The following is a 23,663-nucleotide window of genomic DNA, read 5'->3' as shown; positions in this document are numbered from 1 at the left end:
AAAGATTAGAGGTGCAAGGAGGCAAGACGTAATATTTCGTTCTGCGAGGTTTCTTTGGTATTCACAATGCCCGCCACCTGGCCATTGCTCATGACCAGAATCCGGTCGGTGATGCCCAGCAATTCCGGCATTTCAGAAGAGATAATAATGATGCCCTTCTCTTTTTTCGCCAGTTCGGTAATTAGCTGGTAAATTTCAAATTTCGCCCCGACGTCAATACCGCGCGTCGGTTCGTCCAGCATCAATATTTCCGGCTGGGTCAATAACCAGCGGCCGATAATCACTTTCTGCTGGTTACCGCCGGAGAGCGAACCAATACTGGTGTGGTGGCCGGGGGTTTTTACCCGCATGGAATCAATGACCCATTGGGTATCACTCTTCATCCGGCTGTTATCCAGCAGCCCGAACTTATTTTTATAATTACGGATATTGGAGATCAGCGAGTTAAAGCCGATATCCAGATAGGCGTAAATCCCGGTGGAGCGGCGCTCTTCGGTCACCAGCGCAAAGCCGTGGTTAATCGCTTCGTTGGCGGTGTGGTTATTGATCGCTTTGCCGTGCAGCTTGATGGTGCCGCTTACCTTCTCGCGGATGCCGAACAGCGTCTCCACGATGTCGGTGCGCTTGGCCCCCACCAGCCCGGCAATGCCGAGGATCTCCCCTTTGTGCAGGTCAAACGAGACATCCCGGATCGACGGCTGGCGCAGGGAAGTCAGGTTTTTGACCTCAAGAATCACCTCGCCCGGTGTATTCATGCGGTCAGGGAAACGCTGGCTCAGGGAGCGCCCTACCATCATCGAGATGATCTGGTCCATATTCATGCCTTCCAGCGGCTGGGTCGCAATCCACTGGCCGTCACGCAGAATGGTGATCTCATCGCAAAGCTGGAAAATCTCTTCCATTTTATGGGAGATATAGACGATGCCGCAGCCGCGCTCTTTCAGCTTGCGGATGATGGTGAACAGGTGGTTCACCTCTTTTTCCGTCAGCGAGGAGGTCGGCTCATCCATAATCACGATTTTGGCATCGTAGGAGAAGGCCTTGGCAATTTCGATCATCTGCATCTGGGACACCGAAAGCCGGGCGACTTTATCGCGCGGGTCGATATCAATATCCAGTTCATCGAAAATCGCTTTGGTATCTTTGTACATTTTGTCCTGGTCGACAAACATGCCTTTGGTGGGATAGCGGCCGAGCCACATGTTATCCATCACCGTGCGTTGCAGAACCAGGTTTAATTCCTGATGCACCATCGACACGCCCTGTTCCAGCGCCTCTTTGGAGCTTTTAAAGTCGACCTCTTTTCCCTGAAAAAGAATACTGCCGGCATCTTTGCTGTATATGCCAAACAGGCATTTTAATAACGTCGATTTGCCTGCGCCATTCTCGCCCATTAATGCATGAATGGAGTGGGGGCGGACTTTTAAATTCACGTTATCCAATGCTTTTACGCCTGGAAATGACTTCGAGATATTGGTCATCTCCAACAACCACTCGCGCGGTTGTCCCATCGTATTATCGGCCATAATTACACCTGGCTAGAATAAGGAGTCTGCTGTTCGGGGCACCGGCCGCCCGGCCGCCGGAGAAGTCCGGCCGCCCGGCCTGCGGGTATCCTGATAGGACGGACGCTGCCGGCCATCCTGACCGGCAACGGGTATTACCTGTTGGTTACCGTTACACTAAACGGGCACTGCGTATTACTTACCGATAAATTGCGCCAGGTTATCCTGGTCTACGCCGACGTAAGGAATACGCACGACTTTATTATCGATCTTCCAGTTGGTGCCCTCGGCTGCCGGTTTCCCTTCAGCCAGATTCTTCGCAAGTTGGAAGGTTGCTTTCGCCTGGTTGTTGGCATCGTTCAATACTGTCCCGGCCATTGCACCGGATTTCACCATCGCCAGCGCTTCCGGCAGGGCGTCAACGCCGAATACCGGGAGCTTGGACTTGTTATGCGCCTTCAGCGCTTCCACGGCACCCATCGCCATGGCGTCGTTGTTGGCAATCACCACTTCGATCTTGTCGGCGTTCGGGCCGGAGAGCCAGGCGTCCATCTTGTCTTTCGCCTGGGCGGTGTCCCACATGGCGGTATCAAGCTGCAGCTGCTGGGTCTTGATGCCGTCTTTGCCGTTCAGGGTGTCGACCACATATTTGGTACGCGCTTCGGCGTCCGGGTGGCCCGGCTCCCCTTTCAGCAGCACAAACTGGATGGTGCCGTCTTTGTTCAGGTCCCATTCCGGATGCGCTTTCCAGTGTTTGGCGATCAGCTCGCCCTGGATAATGCCGGACTCTTTGGAGTCAGTGCCGACGTAATACACCTTGTCGTAGCTGTCGAGCGCTTTGCGGCTCGGCTCTTTGTTGTAGAACACCACCGGCACATCGTTGCCGCGCGCCTTGTCGATGACCACCGGCGCAGCAGCCGGGTCAACCAGGTTGATCGCCAGGGCTTTCACGCCTTTGGCCAGCAGCACGTCGATCTGGTCATTCTGTTTGGACTGGTCGTTCTGCGAGTCATTCATCAGCAGTTCGATATCCGAGGAGGATTTGGCTTCTTTCTCAATCGCCTTACGCACCACGGACATGAAGTTGTCATCGTATTTGTAAATGGTCACGCCGATACGGGTATCCGCGTGGGCCGCAGTACCGAACAACATGGCAGCAGCCAGTGTGGCCAGGGTAAACACCTTCTTATTCATTGTTAGTCTCTCCGGTTTATGTAGGGTACTACCAGATATTGCCGTCCTGCCGGTATGCGGCGGGGGAATCACCACCCTCCCTGGCCCTGCGCGCTCCTGCGTATGCTGTGCGGTCTTTGCGCCCGGCAGACGCGGCAGGAAAGCTGTCAGGCGTTGCAGAACATCACGTCTTGACACATCCTGACAGAAAACGCTCGCATCATAATCGCTGGCTTGTTAATAATCTGTGAAAGCGTTCACAGTTTGAAAACGGTTACACAACTGAAACATCACAGTCCGTGACCACCCCCGCATTTCAGCCGGCGGCGACCGAGTGGCGGCGCACCAGCGTCGGCATAAAACAGTGGCTTACACCACTTTCCAGCGTGTTGGCCGCGCCTTTCAGCGCCAGTTCCGTGGCCAGCGTCGCCATCGAAATAATCGGGTAACGCACCGTGGTCAGCTTGGGGCTGGTGTAACGGGCGATCGGAATATCATCAAACCCCACCAGCGAACAGTGCTGCGGCACGGTGATACCGTTTTCTTTCAGCACCGCCAGCGCCCCGGCGGCCATCGCATCGTTGTAGGCAAAAATTGCCGTCAGGTGCTGGTTACGCCCGAGCAGCTCCACCATTGCCGACTCCCCGCCCTGCAGATCCGGCGAGGCGGCCGCGTACCAGGCCTCCGGCACCGGCAGCCCCGCTTCGGTCATCGCCTGGCGGTAGCCCTGGCGGCGCTGCAACTCATCCTCAATCGGGTGGCTGGAGCCGACGTAGCCGATGCGCTGGTGGCCGTTGCTCAGCAGCAGCCGGGTCGCCATGTGCGCCCCGCTGACGTTATCCAGCCCCACGCAGCGGTGTTCAAACCCGGCAATTATGCGGTTAATCAGAACCATACCGGGGATCTGGTTGAGAAAGTCAATCAGCTCCGCGTCACTCAGCGCTTTGGCGTGCACAATCAGCGCGTTACAGCGCTGGCGGATCAACACCTCAATGGCGTGGCGCTCTTTTTCCGCCTGATGGTAGCTGTTGCCGATCAGCACATATTTGTGGTTCTGCTGCGCCACCGTGTCTACCGCTTTCACCAGCGCGCCGAAAAAGGGGTCGGAGACGTCCATCACCACCACGCCGATGGTGTCACTGGTCTGGGTGGCGAGCGCCTGGGCGTTGGCATTGGGCCGGTAGCCCAGTTCCGCCACGGCAGTCAGCACCAGTTCGCGCGTCTCTTTGCTGGCGATGGCGGAGTTATTCAGCACACGGGAGACGGTCGCCACCGAGACCCCGGCGCGCTTCGCCACATCACGGATGGTGATCATAGGCGGCTCCAGGCAGAGGGGCGCGGCAGGCGCAGGCACATCCTGGTCTGGTTAAAAACAGAGGTAAAAAGGCAAAAGGAGCAACCATGTGAAGTCCTGTTATCAGGGTTATTAAGCGGCATTCACTGCACGCCGCTATCCTAACGGGTTTGCTCCAGGGCCTGCGTGAAATACGTCACAGGAAAGAAAACGTTTTCACACAAAAGCCCTGTTTTTTTACACCATTGTAACGTTTATAGGGAAAAATGCGGCCGGATGGCCGGAAGAGGCAGGAATCTGCTGCGGTGCGCGCCGGGCGGCGCGCTTCCTCAGGGGTGGGTAACGTCGGCCGGGCGGCCGGCGGCCAGCGCTGTCAGGCGCCGCCAGAGCCACTCCATCGGCCCCTGCGCAAAGTAACGCAGCCAGAGCAGGGAAAACAGCAGGTTAACCAGCCACACTGCGGGCACGAACGCCAGCAGTTGCAGGCGGCTGAACTGGTCATAAAGGCCAATGACGTAAAACAGCGTGGTACAGATCAGGGTTTGCAGCAGGTAGTTGCTCAGGGCCATGCGGCCAATCTGCGCCAGCCAGCCGGTGATGCGCCAGCGTGACAGCACCGGCCAGAAGCCGTATAGCAGCGCCAGGTAGCCGACCGATTGCAGCGCCGCGCCCACTTCACGCGGTGCCTGGAGCAGGAAGCCGCTCCAGCGGTAGTCCCAACCAAGGTGCCATTGCATGGCGACAGAGGGGATCTGAATCAGCCATGAAAGCGTTATCAGCCACAGCGCAAGCCGGCGGTAGTGGCCCGGGCTGAACTCACCGCGCAGCCAGCCGCTGCGCATCAGCCCGGCACCGAACAGCATCGCGCCTGCCAGCTCCCAGCCATACTGCGCGCCCACCGAGAGCAGCGTCGAAGAGAGCATATCCAGCCGGTTCTGCCACGCCTCCTGCCCGCCCTGCAACTTCCAGAACGCCTCATACTGCAACGACGCCGCGCCGGGCTGCCAGAAATCACCAGGGTTCGGGTTGGTCATAAACGCAAACATCACCAGAATCCCCACCCCTAAGAAAAATAGTAGCGCCCCGGTCAGCAGCAGCGTACGGCTGCCGGTCGCCTCGCGGATCAGCCGCCAGCAGACCAGCCCGATCAGCCCATAGGAGAGCAGGATGTCGCCGTCCCAGAGGAAAATGGCGTGCAGCAGCCCGAACAGCAGCAGCCAGGAGAGCCGCGCCTGGATCCAGCGTTTGCCGCGCGGCAGCAGCAGTTGCAGCCCCGCGCCGAACAGCAGCGCAAACATGGTGAGGAATTTGGCCTGCGCCAGCACATCCATCACTGCCCAGGTCCAGGCGTCGGCCGTGGTGGGCAGGCCGTGGTAGGCCGGGTTGAGGTAGGCGGCTTTCGGCAGGCCGAACGCGTTAATGTTAAGCAGCAGAATGCCGAGGATGGCTATCCCGCGGGCGCAATCCAGCGTAGCAATGCGTTGGCGCATAAATCACAACATCCTGCGAGTCGGGCAGCACCGGGCGGTGCTGCCAATAACGGGAGCGGATCAGACGTGGCGGACGGCGCGCAGGAACTCCTGGCGGGTGTTCTGGCTGGACTTGAACAGACCGCCCAGCGAGGTGGTGGTGGTGGCGCTGGTCGCATCACGGATGCCGCGTGCTTTCACGCAATAATGTACTGCATCAATGGATACCGCAACATTATTGGTGCCGAGCAGGGTTTGCAGCGCCACCAGGATCTGCTGGGTCAGCCGCTCCTGTACCTGCGGCCGCTGGGCAAAGAACTGCACAATGCGGTTGATTTTCGACAGGCCGATCACCCCATCTTTTGGGATATAGGCCACGGTCGCTTTGCCGTCGATGGTGACGAAGTGGTGCTCACAGGTGCTGGTCAGGGTGATGTCACGTACCGTGACCATCTCATCAACCTTCATCTTGTTCTCGATGATGGTGATCTTGGGGAAATTGTTGTAATCCAGCCCGGAGAAGATCTCATCAACGTACATCTTCGCGATGCGCAGCGGCGTTTCCGCCAGGCTGTCGTCGGTGAGGTCGAGGTTCAGCAACTGCATGATGCTGGTCATATGATCCTGGATGTGACGGGTCCGCGTCTCTTTATCGAGCATCGGTTCCGGTCGTAACGGGGTTTCCAGGCCGCGCGCCACCAGCGCTTCATGAACCAGTGCGGCTTCTTTACTTAGCGTTGCCATTTCTCTTCTCCTGCGGGTATTGCCATCTCGTGCCATTCTGACGCCGATTCACGCCAAAATTGGGTGCCTCACTGTAGTGGAGAGCGCCGCGATTATCCAGCATTTACGCTTTGTGATTGATGAAATAGCTGCAAGTTATTGACTGCGGCAATACCTCCCGCCCCGCCCTGCTCACGGCCGCACCGCCTCAGGCTGGGCGCGGCCCGGCAGCACCAGCCCACCGGCGACCAGCAGCGCCAGCACGGCGACATAGAGCGCCGGTTCCAGCCGGTGGGTCAGCGCGGTGGAGAGCGCCGAGAGCACCGGCCCCACCAGTTGGCCGACGGCGTACCCGGTGGTCAGCAGCCCGGCCAGGTAGCGCGCATGGTGCGGGGCCAGCTCCCGGCCATACTGCAGCGAGAGCTGCACCACACAGAGGAAGCCGCCGCCGGTGAGCAGCGCGCCCACCGCCAGCCCGGCCAGCCCCGGCAGAAATTCCGCCCCCAGCACCCCCAGCGCCTGCACCCAGAGCACGATCGCCAGCCGGGTGCGGGTCGTCAGCCAGCCGCGCGTCAGGATGCCGATCGCAATTCCCACCACCGCCGCGCCGCCGAACACCGGCCAGAGCCACTGCGCCGCCAGGCTGTCAGGGAAGCGGCTGTGCGCCATCTGGGAGAAGAAGGTGGCGGGCAGAATATAGCCAAACCCCGCCAGGCTGTAACTCCACACCAGCCGTTTCAGCGCCGGGGTCAGCGGCAACGGGGCCGGGGCGGTCGCCGGGCGGTGCAGATCGCCCTTGCGCGGCAGGTTCACGCTGATGGCCGCCGTCAGCAGCAGCGCAAGCCCGCCGTACAGCAGCCAGCCCTGGGCGGAAGAGAGATGGTACGCATCGATCAGCAGCGCCAGCAGCCCGCTTATCAGAATCCCCATGCCCGGCCCGGCAAACACCGCCGCACTCAGCCCGGGGCGGCCGTGGTGCGCCAGCTGCTCATTGCACCAGGCGGCCACCAGCACCAGCGCCCAGCCGCTCGCCATGCCGATCAAAAAGCGCACCATGCAGTGCAGCACTTCGCCGCCCACCGCCGCTGAGAGCAGCGTCAGCAGCACCGCGCCCCAGATGCCCGCCCACAGCCGCCGCTCCACGTGGCGGGTGGCGCGCATCGCGTCGAACGCCCCGGCGAGGTAGCCGAGGTAGTTAAAGGCTGCCACCAGCCCCGCGCCGGTCAGGCTGAACTGATGTTCAGCGATCATCAGCGGCACCTGCGGGGTAAAGGCGAAACGCCCGATCCCCATCGCCACCACCAGCGCCAGAAATCCACTCACTGCAATGCGTACAGCCATCGGCATACTCCTTCAGATCGCCCCGGTCCAGCGCAGACGTTATCAAACGGTTAAAGGTTACCCAAGCGTTAACTGTTTGTGCCTGCGGATTGCCCTGTGGGTTAATTAACGGTTGCCACCAGTCTGCCTGAGGCCTACACTCACGGAAACTGAATAATTCAGATGAAGTTACTCACAAAAAGAGAACAGTTATGGATCTCACCCAGCTCAGGATGTTCTGTTGTGTGGCAGAAACCGGTTCGCTTGCCAAGGCGGCTGAACAGCTGCACCGCGTGCCTTCCAACCTCACCACCCGCCTGCGCCAGCTGGAACAGGAGCTGGGCACCGATCTGTTTATTCGTGAGAAGCAGCGGCTGCGGCTCTCTGCAATGGGCCATAACTTTCTCGGCTACGCGGAGCGCATCCTGGCGTTGAGCGACGAGGCGATGAGCCTTACCCACGCCGGAGAACCCGCCGGGCAGTTTGCCCTCGGCTCGATGGAGAGCACCGCCGCTACCCGGCTGCCTGCGCTGCTGGCGGCTTATCACCAGCAGCACCCGGCGGTGGCGCTCTCCCTGGTGACCGGCACCTCCGGCCACCTGATTGACGGCGTGCGCGGCGGCCGGCTTGCGGCGGCGCTGGTGGACGGCCCGATAAACCACGACGACCTCAACGCCTGCATCGCCTTCCGCGAGCGGCTGGTGGTGATCTCCCCGGCTGACCGCCCGCTGGCGGCACACCCCGTAGAGACGCCGCTCACGGTATTCGCCTTCGGCACCACCTGCTCTTACCGCCACAAGCTGCACGCCTGGCTGGGCCAGGCCGGCTGGGTCACCGGCACTACGCTGGAGATCCACTCCTACCACGCGATGCTGGCCTGCGTCGCCAGCGGCGCGGGCATCGCGGTGCTGCCGCAGTCGGTGCTGGCGCAGCTGCCCGGCCATGAGCGCGTCACCGCCAACCCGCTGCCGGATGAGGTGGCCGACACCGCCACCTGGCTCATCTGGCGGCGCGAGGCGTTCAGCCCCAATGTGCGCGCGCTGAAAGAGATCATTATCGAGCATAACCACGGCGTCATTCCGGTACTGAAACACCCGATTCCCGGTGAGTGAGATACACTTAACCAACGATTAATTATTAATCACCCATCCCGCATTAACCCGTAAAGGAGCAACACCATGGAGATGATCAAAACCCGCGCTGCGGTCGCCTGGGGGCCAGGCCAGCCACTGAAAATTGAAGAAGTGGACCTGATGCCGCCGCAGAAAGGCGAAGTGCTGGTGCGCATCGTCGCGACCGGCGTCTGCCACACTGACGCCTACACCCTGTCGGGCAAAGACCCGGAGGGCGTGTTCCCGGCGATCCTCGGCCACGAGGGCGGCGGCGTGGTGGAAGCGGTGGGCGAAGGCGTTACCAGCGTGGCGGTGGGCGACCACGTGATCCCGCTCTACACCCCGGAGTGCGGCGAGTGCAAATTCTGCCGCTCCGGCAAAACCAACCTCTGCCAGGCGATCCGCGCCACCCAGGGCAAAGGGCTGATGCCGGACGGCACCACCCGCTTCTTCAAAGACGGCAAGCCGATCTTCCACTACATGGGCACCTCCACCTTCTCGGAGTACACCGTGGTGCCGGAGATCTCGCTGGCAAAAATCAATAAAGAGGCCCCGCTGGAAGAGGTTTGCCTGCTGGGTTGCGGCGTGACCACCGGCATGGGCGCAGTGATGAACACCGCCAAAGTGCAGAAAGGCGACACCGTGGCGATCTTCGGCCTCGGCGGCATCGGCCTGTCGGCCATCATCGGCGCGCAGATGGCCGGGGCCGGGCGCATCATCGGCATCGACATCAACACCAGCAAGTTCGATCTGGCGCGCAAACTGGGTGCCACCGACCTGATCAACCCGAAAGATTACGACAAGCCGATCCAGGAAGTGATTGTGGAAATGACCGACGGCGGCGTCGACTTCTCCTTCGAGTGCATCGGCAACGTGAACGTGATGCGTTCCGCGCTGGAGTGCTGCCATAAAGGCTGGGGCGAGTCCGTGATCATCGGCGTGGCCGGGGCCGGGGAAGAGATCTCCACCCGCCCGTTCCAGCTGGTCACCGGCCGCGTCTGGCGCGGTTCTGCCTTCGGCGGTGTGAAGGGGCGCAGCCAGCTGCCGGGCATCGTGCAGGATTACCTCGACGGCAAATTCCAGCTGAACGATTTCATCACCCATACCATGGGGCTGGAGGCGATTAACGAGGCGTTTGACCTGATGCACGAAGGCAAGTCGATCCGCTCCGTGATCCATTTCAATAAATAAACGAGGCGCCGCGCTGCGATGAGCATTGAACTTCTTGAAGAACACCGGATGTTTGGCGGCTGGCAACAGCGTTACCGCCACTACAGCCGCAGCCTGAACTGCACCATGACCTTCAGCCTCTACCTGCCGCCGCCGCGTGACGACACGCCGCCGCCGGTGCTGTACTGGCTGTCCGGGCTGACCTGCAATGATGAAAACTTCACGCAGAAGGCCGGTGCGCAACGGGTGGCGGCTGAACTCGGGCTGGTGCTGGTGATGCCGGACACCAGCCCGCGCGGTGAGGGCGTGGCCGACGATCCGGGCTACGATCTCGGCCAGGGCGCGGGCTTCTACCTCAACGCCACACAGGCCCCGTGGGACGCCCACTACCGCATGTATGACTACCTCAATGACGAGCTGCCCGCGCTGGTGCGCCAGCAGGTCAGCGTCAGCGACCGGCAGTCGATCTGCGGGCATTCGATGGGCGGCCACGGCGCGCTGATGCTGGCGTTGCGTAACCCGCAGCGTTACTGCTCGGTGTCGGCGTTCGCGCCGATCGTCAACCCAAGCCAGGTGCCGTGGGGCCGCAAGGCGTTCGCGGCGTACCTTGGCAGTGATGAGAGCCAATGGCTGGCCTATGACAGCTGCCACCTGCTGACCGCCACCCCGGCCACCGCGCTGCCGATGCTGGTGGATCAGGGCGACAGCGACCAGTTCCTGCCGGACCAGTTGCAGCCGTCAAAACTTGAGGAGCTGGCTGAGCAGTATGGCTGGTCGCTGACCCTGCGCACCCAGCCGGGGTATGACCACAGCTACTTCTTCATCGCCAGCTTTATTGAGGATCACCTGCGGTTCCACGCCGCGCATCTGTTTGCCTGATACCCGGCGGCCCCCCGCCGCCCCACCGCGGGCGGGCCGCCGTTCCCTGTCTGCTGGCTGGCAGATTCAGCCGATCCAACTACACTTTATGGTTCGTACAGATTTTTGCGTGCGCAAAGCGAACGCTTTACGCGCCTCCTGTTGTTTCATGTGAATGGAGAAAAACAATGTCGAAACCAGACCAATATACCCGCCAGAATCCACTCACCCAGTACAAGCATGACCGTTATCCAAAGCAGACTCAGCCCGCTCCCGGGCTGGCGATGAATATGCAGCCTGCTCCGGATCACGGTGAAGAGAGCTACCGCGGCAGTGAACGCCTGAAAGGGCGCAAGGCGCTGGTCACCGGCGGTGACTCCGGCATCGGGCGCGCGGCGGCGATCGCCTATGCCCGCGAAGGGGCGGACGTCGCCCTCTCCTACCTGCCTTCTGAACAGCGCGATGCCGAAGAGGTGGCGGAGCTGATCCGTGAAGCCGGGCGTGAAGTGGTGCTGCTGCCGGGCGACATCAGTGATGAAACCTTCTGCCAGAAACTGGTGGCCGATGCCCACGCCAAACTGGGCGGGCTGGATATCCTGGCGCTGGTAGCCGGGAAACAGGTGGCGATTCAGAACGTCAGCGACCTGACCACCGAGCAGTTCCGCAAGACCTTTGAAACCAACGTCTTCTCCCTGTTCTGGATCACCAAGGCGGCGCTGCCGCACCTGCCGGAGGGGAGTTCAATCATTACCACCTCGTCGATCCAGGCTTACCAGCCGAGCGAGTTCCTGCTGGATTACGCCTCTACCAAGAGCGCGATCATCGCCTACAGCCGTGCGCTGGCAAAACAGGTGGCAAGCAAAGGGATCCGCGTCAACATCGTGGCCCCCGGCCCGATCTGGACGCCGTTGCAAGTCAGCGGCGGCCAGTTGCAGGAGAACATCCCGGACTTTGGTGCCGCCACGCCGCTGAAACGTGCCGGTCAACCGGCCGAGCTGGCCCCGATCTACGTCTTCCTCGCCTCGCAGGAGTCGAGCTACGTCACTGCCGAAGTGTTCGGCGTGACCGGCGGGAACCACACGGCCTGACCGTTTCCCCATAAAAAAAGCCGGGCAGATGCCCGGCTTTTTCTTGCCTGCCGATCTCTCAGCGGTCTTTGCGGTGCTCCACGGTTTCGCGGTATTCGTCCAGGAACGGCTGCTCTGCCGGGTCGATGCGGTCCATGCCTGAGGTGAAGCGGTGCCAGTAGGGGTAGCGCGGTGCCGGGCGGGTAACCCGCTCGATCTGCTGCAACTCCTCTTCCGTCAAGGCCAGCTCTGCCGAGGCCAGGCTGTCTTTCAGCTGCGCCTCGTTGCGCGCGCCCACAATCAGGCTGCTGATGCCGGGGCGGCTGTTGAGCCAGGCCAGGCAGACACGCGCCGGGGAGGCGTCATGCTTCTCACCGACTTCCGCCAGCACATCAATCACGTTGTAGGCGTGTTCCATGTCATGCACATAGGGTTCCGGCCAGCCGTTGCCCTGGCGCGAGCTTTCCGGCGTTTTCTTGCCGCGGCGTACGGTGCCGGTCAGCAGCCCTTCGCCCATCGGCCCCCAGATCAGCGTGCCGATGCTCTGGTCTAGCGCCAGCGGCAACAGCTCAAACTCCGCCTCGCGGGACTCCGGCGTGTAGTTAATCTGCTGGCTCACCGGTTTATGCACGCCCAGCAGCTCAGCTTTGCCCAGGGTCTTCATCATCTGCCAGCCGGTGTAGTTGGAGGTGCCGAAGTAGCGGATTTTGCCGCTCTGCACCAGGGATTCCAGCGCATAGAGCGTCTCTTCTACCGGGGTGACGCCGTCCCAGTTGTGGATCTGGTAGAGGTCGATATGGTCGGTTTTCAGGCGACGCAGGCTGTTTTCACAGGATTTGATCAGGTGGTAGCGCGTGGCCCCGCTGTCGTTCGGGTCATCACTCATCGGGCTGCGGGCTTTGGTGGCGAGGATAATCCGCTGGCGGTCACGGCCGAGCGCCTCACCCACCACGCTCTCCGCACCGCCTTTGGAGTAGAGGTCAGCGGTGTCGACGGTGTTGACGCCCTGCTCAAAGGCGATGTCCATAAAGCGGCGGGCAGTTCTGGCATCCACATTGCCGGTTTTTTCGAATCCGTCGCTGCCGGAAAAAGTGAGCGTCCCCAGGGTCAGTTCCGAGACAAACAGGCCGGAGTGGCCAAGCTGGCGGTATTTCATGATCGACTCCTTGTAGGTTGAATAGCGCGGAGGAACTTATAGGTATAGCCAAAAATTCCTCACGCATCATTCAATTAGGATTCGTCCTGCTCTCTGCCCTGCCGCCCGGCCCGTTGCCCGGTTCAGCATTACCGTCTGGCGCGCACCACCTGATAACGGCGGGTCAGGTACTCCACCGGCGCACTCCAGACGTGCACCAGCCGGGTGAAGGGGAAGACCAGAAAAATGGTCATGCCCAGGATCAGGTGCACGCGATAGATCCACTCCACGCCATCCAGCCACTGGGAGGCGTTGCCCTGGAGCGTCACCACCGCCTGCGCCCAGCCCACCAGCTTCATCATGCCGAGGCCGTCCAGGTGTTGCAGCGAGAACCAGATCGAGGTCAGCCCCAGCGTCACCTGCACAATCAGAATCCCCAGGATCACGATGTCTGCCCGGGTGGAGGTGGCGCGTATCCGCGGGTTGAATAACCGGCGCTTCAGCAGCAACAGCCCGCCCGCCAGCGTCATCAGCCCGAACACCCCACCGGCTACCATCGCCAGTTTCTGTTTGGTGGCGATGGCGAGGAACGGCTCATAGACCCAGTGCGGCGTCAGCAACCCGAACAGGTGCCCGAATAAAATGCCGAGAATACCGATGTGGAACAGGTTGGAGCCGAGCCGCATCCCCTTTTTATCCAGCATCTGGCTGGAGGCGGCCCGCCAGGTGTACTGCCCGTAGTCGTAACGCAGCCAGCTGCCGATCAGGAACACGGTGCCGCAAATATAGGGGTAAATATCAAAAAACAGGATATTGAGATAATGCATTAGTTCGCTCCTCCGGCAGAGAGATCCAGATACTGCGGCAGCACGTTCTGGCTGCCCCGGCGCGGGTGCGGTGCCGGGGCATCACAGCCTTGCCCACCGATAAACTTCACCTGCTCCTCTTCCCAGACCGCGTCCATCGCGGCCGGGGTGTCGTCGCGCGCTTCCCCGGCAACCTGCGCGGCCAGCGTGTCACTGCGCAGCGGGCTTTGCGCCACGTCCAGCAGCGCATCAAACAGCGCGCTGAACGCGCTGCCGCGCTCTTTCAGCCGCCCGCCCAGCAGCGCGAGGATCGGGGCGACATCCTGCAACCCCTGTCGGGCGGCGGCCGCATCCTGCCTGCTCAGGTACTCGAGGTAGAGCGGCAGGTAGTCCGGCAGTTCGCGGCAGTTGAGCGCCAGCCCTGCCGCCTCATACTGGTTCAGCAGATCCACCATCGCCTGGCCGCGCTCGCGGGATTCCGCATGCACATGCTCAAACAGCAGCAGCGAGGTGGCGCGCCCGCGCTCAAACAGGGCGCACCATTCGGCCTGCTTATCCAGCACCGGGGCGGCGAGGTAATCCTGCACAAAGGGCAGTAGGCCGGGCTGTGTTTGCCCGGTCGCCGCCAGCAGCTCTTCCCGGTGCTGCCAGAGCGCCTCATCCGGGTACTCCAGCAGCAGTGAGATCACGTTTAACAGCGGCATTATTCACCCCCCGCGTTGTCGCCGATATTGATGGCATCAATCCGGCGGCTGTTGAACAGGTTGAATTTGGTGTCACTGCCGTGGCAGCCGTCACCAAAGCTGAAGCCGCAACCGTTGCGTTCCGGGAAGGCGTCACGCGCCAGCTCGCGGTGGCTGGTCGGGATGACAAAGCGATCCTCATAGTTGGCGATGGCGAGATAGCGGTACATCTCCTCGACCTGCGCCACGCTCAGCCCCATCTCCTCGATCGCCCGGGTATCCGTGACGCCCTCGACGCTCTGCGCCCGCTTATAGTGGCGCATCGCCATCATCCGCTTCAGCGCCCGCAGCACCGGGGCGGTGTCCCCGGCGCTTAACAGGTTCGCCAGGTACTGCACCGGGATGCGCAGCCGCTCCACCTCCGGCAACACGCTGCCCGCCTGCGCCAGTGCGCCCGACTCCGCCACCGCCTGCACCGGTGACAGCGGCGGCACATACCAGACCATCGGCAGCGTGCGGTATTCCGGGTGCAGCGGCAGCGCCAGTTTCCAGTCCATCGCCAGTTTCCACACCGGCGAGGCCTGCGCGGCGTCGATCACGTTCTGGGTGATACCCTGTTTCAGCGCCTCGGCGACCACCGCCGGATCGTGCGGATCGAGGAAGATGCCGCACTGGCGTTCATACAGGTCGTGTTGGTTTTCGGTGCCGGCGGCGTCAGCGATGCGGTCAGCATCGTAGAGCAGCACGCCGAGGTAACGGATGCGCCCGACGCAGGTTTCCGAGCAGACCGTCGGCATCCCGGACTCAATGCGCGGGTAGCAGAAAATGCACTTCTCCGATTTCCCGCTCTTCCAGTTGAAGTAGATCTTTTTGTAGGGGCAGCCGCTGATGCAGAGCCGCCAGCCGCGGCATTTGTCCTGATCGATCAGCACAATGCCGTCTTCCTCACGCTTGTAGATCGCGCCGCTTGGGCAGGTCGCCACACAGCTCGGGTTCAGGCAGTGCTCACACAGGCGCGGCAGGTACATCATGAAGGTGTGTTCGAACTGGCCGTACATCTCTTTCTGGATGGCGTCGAAGTTCTTATCGGCGGCACGTTTGCTGAACTCGCCGCCCAGCAGCTCCTCCCAGTTGGGGCCGCCCTCGATCTTGTCCAGCCGCTCGCCGCTGATCAGCGAGCGCGGCCGCGCCGTGGGCTGGCTTTTGCCCTGTTGGGCGGTGTGCAGGTGCTGGTAGTCATAGGTGAACGGCTCGTAGTAGTCGTCGATGCCGGGGATCTGCGGGTTGGCGAAGATTTTGGACAATACCCCTGCCCGGCTGCCGAGGCGCGGCTCGAGCTTGCCGTTGATTTTACGGATCCAACCGCCGCGCCACTTGCTCTGGTCTTCCCACGCCTGCGGGTAGCCCACGCCCGGCTTGGTCTCCACGTTATTGAACCAGGCATACTCCATGCCTTCGCGCCCGGTCCAGACGTTTTTGCAGGTCACGGAACAGGTATGGCAGCCGATGCACTTATCAAGGTTCAGCACCATGCCGACCTGAGAACGGATTTTCATTTTGACGCCTCCTGAACCTGATCGCGGCCTTCGTCGTCCAGCCAGTTAATGTGTTTCATTTTGCGCACCATGATGAATTCATCGCGGTTTGAACCCACGGTGCCGTAGTAGTTGAAGCCATAGGCCAGCTGGGCGTAGCCGCCGATCATATGGGTCGGTTTCGGGCTGACGCGGGTCACGGAGTTGTGGATGCCGCCGCGCATCCCGGTGATCTCCGAGCCGGGGATATTCAGCAGCCGCTCCTGCGCGTGGTACATCATCGTCATCCCGGCCGGGACGCGCTGGCTGACCACCGCGCGGGCGGTCAGGGTGCCGTGGGCGTTGAACACCTCGATCCAGTCGTTGTCGGCGATGCCCAGCTCCGCGGCATCCGCCTCACTCATCCAGACAATCGGGCCGCCGCGTGACAGCGTCAGCATCAGCAGGTTGTCGCTGTAGGTGGAGTGGATGCCCCATTTCTGGTGCGGCGTCAGGAAGTTCAGCGCTTTCTCCGGGAAGCCGTTGGACGGAATATGCGACAGCGCCTCCAGGCTGCGGGTGTCCACCGGCGGGCGGTAGACCACCAGGCTTTCGCCGAAGGCGCGCATCCACGGGTGGTCCTGATAGATCTGCTGGCGGCCCGACAGGGTGCGCCACGGGATCAGCTCATGGACGTTGGTGTAGTTGGCGTTATAGGAGACGTGTTCATCCTCCAGCCCCGACCAGGTCGGGCTGGAGATGATTTTGCGCGGCTGCGCCTGAATATCCCGGAAGCGGATCTTCTCCTCCTGCTTGGGCCGCGCCAGGTGGGTATGGTCGCGGCCGGTGGCGGCGCTCAATGCCTCCCACGCTTTCACCGCCACCTGGCCGTTGGTTTCCGGCGCGAGGGTCAGGATCACTTCGGCGGCGTCGATCGCGCTGTTGATCTGCGGCTGGCCGGCAGCCGGGCCGCCGGCTTTGGTGTAGTTGAGTTTACGCAGCAGTTCGATTTCGCTGTCGGTGTTCCAGCTGATGCCCTTGCCGCCGTTGCCGAGTTTCTCCATCAGCGGGCCGACGGAGGTGAAGCGCTCATAGGTGGCCGGGTAATCGCGCGTCACGGTGACAATGTGCGGCGCGGTTTTGCCGGGGATCAGGTCACATTCGCCCTTTTTCCACTCCTGAATGTCATAGGGCTGCGCCAGCTCCGCCGGGGAGTCGTGCTGGATCGGTTGCAGCACCACATCGGTTTCCTGGCCGAGGTGGCCGGGGCAGAGTTCAGAGAAGGTCTTCGCAATGCCTTTGTAGATCTCCCAGTCGCTTTTCGACTCCCACGCCGGGTCCACCGCCGCCGACAGCGGGTGGATGAAGGGGTGCATGTCCGAAGTGTTCATGTCATCTTTTTCGTACCAGGTGGCGGTCGGCAGCACGATGTCGGAGAAGAGACAGGTGCTGGACATGCGGAAATCGAGCGTCACCACCAGGTCGAGCTTGCCTTCGATCGCCTGTTTGCGCCACTCCACCTCTTCCGGCATCACGCGTTCATCGCTCAGCGCATCGCCCTGGATGCCGCTCTCGGTGCCCAGCAGGTAACGCAGCATGTACTCATGGCCTTTGCCCGATGAGCCGAGCAGGTTAGAGCGCCAGATAAACATATTGCGCGGGTGGTTGTTGCCGCCGTCAGGCTGTTCGCTGGCAAAGCGCAGCGCGCCCGACTTCAGCGCCTGCACGGTGTATTCCTGCGGCGAGAGGCCCGACTGCGCGGCGCTGGCGGCAATCTCCAACGGGTTGGTGTTGAACTGCGGCGACGACGGCAACCAGCCCATACGTTCGGCCCGCACGTTGAAATCGATCAGCTGGCCGGGGAAGGCGTCCGGGTCCGCCAGCGGCGAGAGCAGCGACGCGACGCTGAGTTTTTCATAGCGCCACTGGCTGGAGTGGTTATAGAAGAACGAGGTGCTGTTCATCTGGCGCGGCGGGCGGTTCCAGTCCAGCGCAAAGGCCAGCGGCGTCCAGCCGGTCTGCGGGCGCAGTTTCTCCTGCCCGACATAGTGCGCCCAGCCGCCGCCGCTCTGGCCCACGCAACCGCAGAAGATCAGCATATTGATCAGGCCGCGGTAGTTCATGTCCATGTGGTACCAGTGGTTCATCCCCGCCCCGACAATGATCATCGACCGGCCGTGGGTTTTGTGGGCGGTGTCGGCGAATTCACGGGCGATCGTGATGATGGCGGCGCGCGGCACCCCGCAGATCTGCTCCGCCCAGGCCGGGGAGTAGGCGCGGACGTCGTCGTAATTGACCGGGCAGGCGGCGTCACCCAGGCCGCGGTCCAGGCCGTAGTTCGCCAGCGTCAGGTCATACACCGTGACCACGCGCGCTTCCCGGCCGTCGGCCAGCGTCAGCCGTTTCACCGGCAGTGTGTGCCGCAGGATCGGATCCTGTTTCACATGGCGGAAGTGCGCATTCTCGATGCCGCCGAAATAGGGGAAGCCGACCTCAGCCACCTCGTCGCGGTTTTCCAGCAGGCTGAGGCTGAGCTGTGTGGGTTGCCCGGCGGCTACCGGCTCCAGGTTCCACTTGCCCTTCTCGCCCCAGCGGAACCCGATGGAGCCATTCGGTACCACCAGCTCCCCGGCCTCGTTCAGCGCCACGGTTTTCCAGTCCGGGTTGTTCGCTTCACCCAGGTTGTCGACCAGATCGGCGGCGCGCAGCATCCGGCCGGGGGCAAAAGTGCCGTCCTCACGCGGCTCCAGCAGCACCAGCATCGGCATGTCAGTGTAACGGCGGGCATAGTTCAGGAAGTAGTCACTGGGCTTGTCGAGGTGGAACTCTTTGAGGATCACATGCCCCATCGCCAGTGCCAGCGCGCTGTCGGTGCCCTGCTTCGGCGCCAGCCACTGGTCGCTGAGCTTGGCGACTTCCGAGTAGTCTGGGGTGATCGCCACGGTTTTGGTGCCTTTGTAGCGTACTTCGGTGAAGAAGTGGGCGTCCGGCGTGCGGGTCTGCGGCACGTTCGAGCCCCAGGCGATGATGTAACCGGCGTTGTACCAGTCGGCGGATTCCGGCACGTCGGTCTGTTCGCCCCAGGTCATGGGCGAGGCGGGCGGCAGGTCGCAGTACCAGTCGTAGAAGCTGAGGCAGGTGCCGCCAATCAGCGAAAGGTAACGGGTGCCGGCGGCGTAGGAGACCATCGACATCGCCGGGATCGGGGAGAAACCGGCGATGCGGTCCGGCCCGCAGTGTTTGACTGTCCAGACGTTGGCGGCGGCGACAAGCTGGTTCAGCTCCTGCCAGGTGGAACGCACAAAGCCGCCGCGGCCGCGCGCCTGTTTGTAGCTCTGCGCTTTTTCGCTGTCGGTGACGATGGCATTCCACGCCGCCACCGGGTCAGGGTGTTGCGCCAGCGCCGCGCGCCAGAGTTCGATCAGCCGTTGGCGCACCAGCGGGTATTTCAGCCGGTTGGCGCTGTAGAGGTACCAGGAGTAGCTGGCCCCGCGCGGGCAGCCGCGCGGCTCGTGGTTGGGCAGGTCCGGCCGGGTACGCGGGTAGTCGGTCTGCTGGGTTTCCCAGGTCACCAGGCCGTTTTTCACATAAATTTTCCAGCTGCAGGAGCCGGTGCAGTTCACGCCGTGGGTGGAGCGCACCACCTTGTCGAACTGCCAGCGCTGGCGGTAGCTGTCTTCCCAGTCGCGGTTGGTGGCGTAGGTCTGCCCATGCCCGGCGGCGAAGCTGTCACCCTTCTGTTTAAAATAACGAAAACGATCCAATAACTTGCTCATGATTGTTCTCCTGTCAGGGCGGTTGCCCTGACGTTTTTTTTAATCATTGCTCAGTGCCCCGGGGGGCAACATAAAGGCCGGTGGGTGTCAGGCTGACGGTGACGTGCGGCGGCGGCCATAGACCAGCCAGGTCACCAGGAAACAGACCGCGTAGAAAATCAGGAAAATTTTCATCGCCCCGACCGGTGACCCGGTAAGGCTCAGTGACGTCCCGAAGGCTTTGGGGATAAAGAAGCCGCCAATCGCGCCGATGGCGGAGATAAAGCCCAGCGCGGCGGCGGTATCGGTCACGGCGGTGTGGTGCGCCTGCTCCTGGGTGCCGCCCTTTTTCAGCACTGCGGTCATCGCCAGCTGGCGGAAAATCACGGCGATCATCTGGAAGGTGGAGCCGCTGCCCAGCCCGGCGGTGAGGAACAGCCCCATAAACACCAGATAGAAAGCGATAAAGCTGCCGTCGCTGCGGCTGCCCGGCAGGGTGAAGAACAGCGCCAAGGTGAACAGGGTCATCATCAGGTAGTTGATAATGGTGACGCGGATGCCGCCGAATTTGTCAGAGAGCATCCCGCCGCCGGATCGGGCGAGCGCGCCCAGCAGCGGCCCGAAGAAGGCGAGTTTAATGATGTCGACCTCCGGGAACTGCGTTTTTGCCAGCATGGCAAACCCGGCGGAAAAGCCGATAAAGGAGCCGAAGGTCGCGAGGTAGAGCATCCCGAGCAGCCAGAGGTGGCCGCTTTTCAGCACCGGCAGTTGCTGCCTGAACGAGGCTTTCAGCCCGGCCAGATCGTTCATGCCGAACCAGGCCGCCAGCGTGGTGACCGCCAGCAGCGGCACCCAGACCCACGCCGCATTGGCCAGCCAGAGGGTGTTGCCGGCGGGCTGCGCCACCCCCTCCACGCCCAGCGCGGCAAAGAGCGGCACTGCCACGATAAACGGCGACACCAGCTGCATCACGCTGACGCCCATGTTGCCCAGCCCGCCGTTAATGCCGAGTGCGCTGCCCTGCTGCTTTTTGGGGTAGAACAGGCTGATGTTGCCCATGCTGGAGGCGAAGTTGGCCCCGGCGAAGCCGCACAGCAGCGCAATGATCACAAAGACCCAGAACGGCGTCTGCGTATCCTGGATGGCATATCCCAGCCAGACGCAGGGCACGATCATGATGGCGGTGCTGATCACCGTCCATAAGCGCCCGCCGAGGATCGGCACCGCAAAGGAGTAAGGCACGCGCAGCAGCGCGCCGGAGAGGGAGGGTAACGCCGTCAGCCAGAAGAGCTGGTCGGTGGTGAAGGCGAAGCCCACCCGGTTGAGGTAGACCGCCACGGTGCTGAACAGCATCCAGACGCAAAAAGCCAGGAGCAGGGCCGCGACGGAGATCACCAGATTGCGGCGGGCAATAAATTTCCCGGTAGTTTCCCAGAATTGGGGGTTTTCAGGCGCCCAACCGGAAATAAGGTGCCCTTTGTTATGTTCGCCTGCTGCGGCCCGGTTATTTTCTGTGGCCCGGCGGTTGGCTATGACTCGGTTATCATCCACGGATACGCCCTCTTAAAGAGATCGGTTGCCTGTTATCGGTATGCCGGGGTTATTTTAGGGAGGCCGGTTATCCGGTTACTGAGGCATATCAAAGAAAGGTGGAATAAGGGCAGCACGGCCATAAATAAAACCGGCAATAAACGCCGCATGGGGTGTCCGGCGGCGGGAAACCTGCCGTGGGAAACGGGCGAAATGCGCACTGCCCGCGCCGGAACACCAGAACAAAACGTTATTAATCAATGAGTTTTAATTTATTGAGAACATTCCTAGGTGATATAAATAACCGCCCCGCTGCACAATTACCTATTTATGGGTAGAAAGAAAAACGGCGCACGCCTGTTTATTAAGCAGAATGGCTTTTCTTGCATAAATATGAACACCCGGCCAGCGATTAAAAATCCGCGCCTGATCAGGCAGGCCGCCGTGATAAAGAAAATAAAATTAACCCGAAAGGGGTAATTGGCTTCCCCTGCCGGGGAAATAAAAGCGTGCTAACACCGTGTGGGGCGGGAAATAAAACGGATAAAGGCGACAGCAAGGCCATACGGCGGGGAAATAACCTGCCATCTGCCCGTTATGACAATGAAAAACGCCGCGGAGCCGGGTATTACGGCTGCGCGGCGCATGCGATGTGGCGTTACGATTTCAGTTTCGGGTCGAGGGCATCCCGCAGGCCGTCGCCCAGCAGGTTAAACGCCAGCACCGTGAGGAAAATCGCCAGGCTGGGGAAGATCGCCACGTGCGGGGCCATCACCATATCGGCGCGCGCTTCGTTGAGCATCGCGCCCCACTCCGGCGTCGGCGGCTGTGCGCCCAGCCCGAGGAACGAGAGGCTGGCGGCGGTGATGATGGAGGTGCCGATGCGCATGGTGAAGTAGACCACAATTGACGAAAGCGTCCCCGGCAGCACATGGCGCAGCAGGATGGTGCGGTCCGGCGCGCCGATGCTGCGCGCGGACTCAATAAACGTCTGGTGCTTCAGCACCAGCGTGTTGCCGCGCACCAGGCGGGCAAACGCCGGGATGCTGAAGATCGCCACCGCCACAATCACGTTGGCCATGCCGCTGCCCATGATCGCCACCACCCCGATCGCCAGCAGGATGCCGGGGAAAGCAAACAGCACATCGCAGATGCGCATGGTGATGCGGTCCCACCAGCCTTCGTAATAGCCGGCCAGCAGGCCGAAAAAGGTGCCGACCGCCGCGCCGAGCGCCACAGAGCCGACCCCGGCCGCCAGTGAAATGCGGGTGCCCATCAGAATGCGGCTGAAAATGTCCCGCCCGAGGGAGTCCACCCCCAGCCAGTGCACCGCGGACGGCCCTTCATTCAGCCGGTCATAGTCGAAGTAGTTTTCGGCATCATAGGGCACCAGCCAGGGGGCCAGCAGCGCCACGGCGATCAGCAGCAGCACAAACAGCCCCGCCACCAGCGCCACCGGCTGGCGGGTGAAACGTTGCCGGAAGGCGCGCCACGGCGTGCGCGTCGCGCCCAGCCCCGCCACCCGGATTACCGGCATCCCCGCCAGCGTGGCGTCACGTCTCCAGAATTTCATGCGGCCTCACTTATAGCGGATGGAAGGGTTAATGGCGGCGTAGAGGATGTCTACCACCAGGTTAATCAGGATGAACTCCAGGGAGAACAGCAGCACCTCGGCCTGGATCACCGGGTAGTCGCGCATCTCCACCGAATCCACCAGCAGCCGCCCCAGCCCCGGCCAGTTGAAGACTTTCTCCACCACAATCGAGCCGCCGAGCAGGAAACCAAACTGCAGGCCCATCATGGTCACCACCGGGATCATCGCATTGCGCAGGCCATGCTTGACCACCACCAGGCTTTCGCGCACCCCTTTGGCGCGCGCGGTGCGCATGTAGTCCTCCTGCATCACCTCCACAAAGGAGGCGCGGGTAAAGCGCGCCATCACCGCGGCCACCGCCGCGCCCAGGGTGATCGAGGGCAGAATATAGTGCTGCCAGCTGTCCGCCCCCACGGTGGGCAGCCAGCCGAGGTTCACGGAGAAGACCTGCATCAGCAGCATCCCCAGCGCAAAGGCCGGGAACGAGATGCCGGAGACCGCCAGCGTCATGCCGAGGCGGTCCGGCCAGCGGTTGCGCCACACGGCGGAGACTACGCCTATCACCATGCCGAACAGCACCGCCCAGGCCATGCTGGCGAGGGTCAGCCACAGCGTCGGCATAAAGCGCTGGGCGATCTCTTCTGCCACCGGCCGTTTGGAGACGATCGAGGTGCCGAAATTGCCCTGCACCACGTTGGTAAAGAAGTGGAAAAACTGCACCGGCAGCGGTTTGTCGAGACCGAGGTCCTGGCGCACCAGCGCCACCACGCTCTCATCCGCGTCCTGCCCGGCGGCCAGCCGCGCCGGGTCACCCGGCAACAGGTGGACAAACAAAAACACCAGCACCGCCACAATCAGCAGTGTCGGGATCAACCCTAAAACACGTTTCAGAAAATAGTTCAGCATCGGTCCAAAAGCCCCTGGCTGCCGGTAGCCGGCGGGCACCCGTGGTGGC

18 protein-coding genes are annotated in these 23,663 nt (G+C 61.8%); 4 read left to right on the top strand and 14 right to left on the bottom strand.

The features are described from left to right. Positions 1–5: 5 nt before the first annotated feature. From mglA to CYR32_RS00360, 6 genes are all read right to left on the bottom strand, one after another. On the bottom strand, positions 6–1,526 hold the full coding sequence (gene mglA, locus CYR32_RS00385) for a galactose/methyl galactoside ABC transporter ATP-binding protein MglA (RefSeq protein ID WP_101821448.1): 1,521 nt from the start codon (positions 1,524–1,526) through the stop codon (positions 6–8). A 174-nt stretch (positions 1,527–1,700) separates the two neighbouring features. Further along, entirely contained in the window at positions 1,701–2,699 is a 999-nt protein-coding gene (gene mglB / locus CYR32_RS00380) for a galactose/glucose ABC transporter substrate-binding protein MglB (RefSeq protein WP_101814158.1), read from the bottom strand. A 295-nt stretch (positions 2,700–2,994) separates the two neighbouring features. Next, positions 2,995–3,993 carry an HTH-type transcriptional regulator GalS gene (gene galS / locus CYR32_RS00375; protein WP_101821446.1) on the bottom strand — a complete coding sequence of 333 codons (999 nt, stop codon included), beginning with the start codon at positions 3,991–3,993 and terminating at the stop codon, positions 2,995–2,997. 308 nt (positions 3,994–4,301) lie between these two features. Beyond that, complete coding sequence (gene yeiB, locus CYR32_RS00370) at positions 4,302–5,462, bottom strand: DUF418 domain-containing protein YeiB (RefSeq protein ID WP_101821444.1); 1,161 nt, start codon at positions 5,460–5,462, stop codon at positions 4,302–4,304. A 60-nt stretch (positions 5,463–5,522) separates the two neighbouring features. After that, on the bottom strand, positions 5,523–6,185 hold the full coding sequence (gene folE / locus CYR32_RS00365; RefSeq protein WP_101821442.1) for a GTP cyclohydrolase I FolE: 663 nt from the start codon (positions 6,183–6,185) through the stop codon (positions 5,523–5,525). A gap of 171 nt (positions 6,186–6,356) precedes the next feature. Continuing rightward, the gene (locus tag CYR32_RS00360; protein ID WP_101821440.1) at positions 6,357–7,505 is read right to left on the bottom strand and encodes a YbfB/YjiJ family MFS transporter; all 1,149 of its coding nucleotides are present in this window, start codon (positions 7,503–7,505) and stop codon (positions 6,357–6,359) included. A gap of 191 nt (positions 7,506–7,696) precedes the next feature. Between CYR32_RS00360 and ptrR the strand changes: the two genes are divergently transcribed. From ptrR to CYR32_RS00340, 4 genes are all read left to right on the top strand, one after another. Then, complete coding sequence (ptrR, locus tag CYR32_RS00355) at positions 7,697–8,596, top strand: putrescine utilization regulator PtrR (protein WP_101821438.1); 900 nt, start codon at positions 7,697–7,699, stop codon at positions 8,594–8,596. Between the two features lie 66 nt (positions 8,597–8,662). Beyond that, complete coding sequence (locus CYR32_RS00350) at positions 8,663–9,787, top strand: S-(hydroxymethyl)glutathione dehydrogenase/class III alcohol dehydrogenase (protein ID WP_101821436.1); 1,125 nt, start codon at positions 8,663–8,665, stop codon at positions 9,785–9,787. An 18-nt stretch (positions 9,788–9,805) separates the two neighbouring features. Beyond that, positions 9,806–10,645: an S-formylglutathione hydrolase gene (fghA, locus tag CYR32_RS00345; protein ID WP_101821434.1), complete on the top strand. Its 840-nt coding sequence runs from the start codon at positions 9,806–9,808 to the stop codon at positions 10,643–10,645. Between the two features lie 167 nt (positions 10,646–10,812). Beyond that, a complete protein-coding gene (locus tag CYR32_RS00340; RefSeq protein ID WP_101821432.1) occupies positions 10,813–11,712 on the top strand; it encodes an SDR family oxidoreductase in 900 nt (299 codons plus the stop codon). Between the two features lie 58 nt (positions 11,713–11,770). Here CYR32_RS00340 and CYR32_RS00335 read toward each other — a convergent pair whose 3' ends face one another. The 8 genes from CYR32_RS00335 to gsiC form a co-directional block, all read right to left on the bottom strand. Further along, the gene (locus CYR32_RS00335) at positions 11,771–12,847 is read right to left on the bottom strand and encodes an aldo/keto reductase (RefSeq protein ID WP_101821430.1); all 1,077 of its coding nucleotides are present in this window, start codon (positions 12,845–12,847) and stop codon (positions 11,771–11,773) included. A gap of 128 nt (positions 12,848–12,975) precedes the next feature. Then, positions 12,976–13,653 (bottom strand): respiratory nitrate reductase subunit gamma, encoded by a 678-nt coding sequence (narI, locus tag CYR32_RS00330; RefSeq protein WP_101821428.1) that lies wholly within the window; start codon positions 13,651–13,653, stop codon positions 12,976–12,978. Beyond that, positions 13,653–14,336 (bottom strand): nitrate reductase molybdenum cofactor assembly chaperone, encoded by a 684-nt coding sequence (gene narJ, locus CYR32_RS00325; protein WP_101821427.1) that lies wholly within the window; start codon positions 14,334–14,336, stop codon positions 13,653–13,655. Before narJ ends, narI begins: the two co-directional genes overlap by 1 nt. Beyond that, positions 14,336–15,871, bottom strand: coding sequence for a nitrate reductase subunit beta (gene narH / locus CYR32_RS00320; protein WP_101821425.1), 1,536 nt, complete (start codon positions 15,869–15,871; stop codon positions 14,336–14,338). Before narH ends, narJ begins: the two co-directional genes overlap by 1 nt. Beyond that, positions 15,868–19,605, bottom strand: a complete 3,738-nt coding sequence (locus CYR32_RS00315) for a nitrate reductase subunit alpha (protein ID WP_101821423.1) — start codon at positions 19,603–19,605, stop codon at positions 15,868–15,870. The genes narH and CYR32_RS00315 overlap by 4 nt, the downstream gene beginning before the upstream one ends. 87 nt (positions 19,606–19,692) lie before the next feature. Beyond that, positions 19,693–21,051 carry a NarK family nitrate/nitrite MFS transporter gene (locus CYR32_RS00310; RefSeq protein WP_420912815.1) on the bottom strand — a complete coding sequence of 453 codons (1,359 nt, stop codon included), beginning with the start codon at positions 21,049–21,051 and terminating at the stop codon, positions 19,693–19,695. Positions 21,052–21,772: 721 nt separating this feature from the next. Continuing rightward, the gene (gene gsiD / locus CYR32_RS00305) at positions 21,773–22,687 is read right to left on the bottom strand and encodes a glutathione ABC transporter permease GsiD (protein ID WP_101821421.1); all 915 of its coding nucleotides are present in this window, start codon (positions 22,685–22,687) and stop codon (positions 21,773–21,775) included. Between the two features lie 6 nt (positions 22,688–22,693). Beyond that, positions 22,694–23,614 (bottom strand): glutathione ABC transporter permease GsiC, encoded by a 921-nt coding sequence (gene gsiC, locus CYR32_RS00300; protein WP_101821419.1) that lies wholly within the window; start codon positions 23,612–23,614, stop codon positions 22,694–22,696. Positions 23,615–23,663: the final 49 nt, after the last annotated feature.

Source organism: Chimaeribacter coloradensis, from assembly GCF_002858715.1.
In the GTDB taxonomy this organism is placed as follows: domain Bacteria; phylum Pseudomonadota; class Gammaproteobacteria; order Enterobacterales; family Enterobacteriaceae; genus Chimaeribacter; species Chimaeribacter coloradensis.
This window is presented reverse-complemented; position numbering and strand designations above follow the sequence as displayed.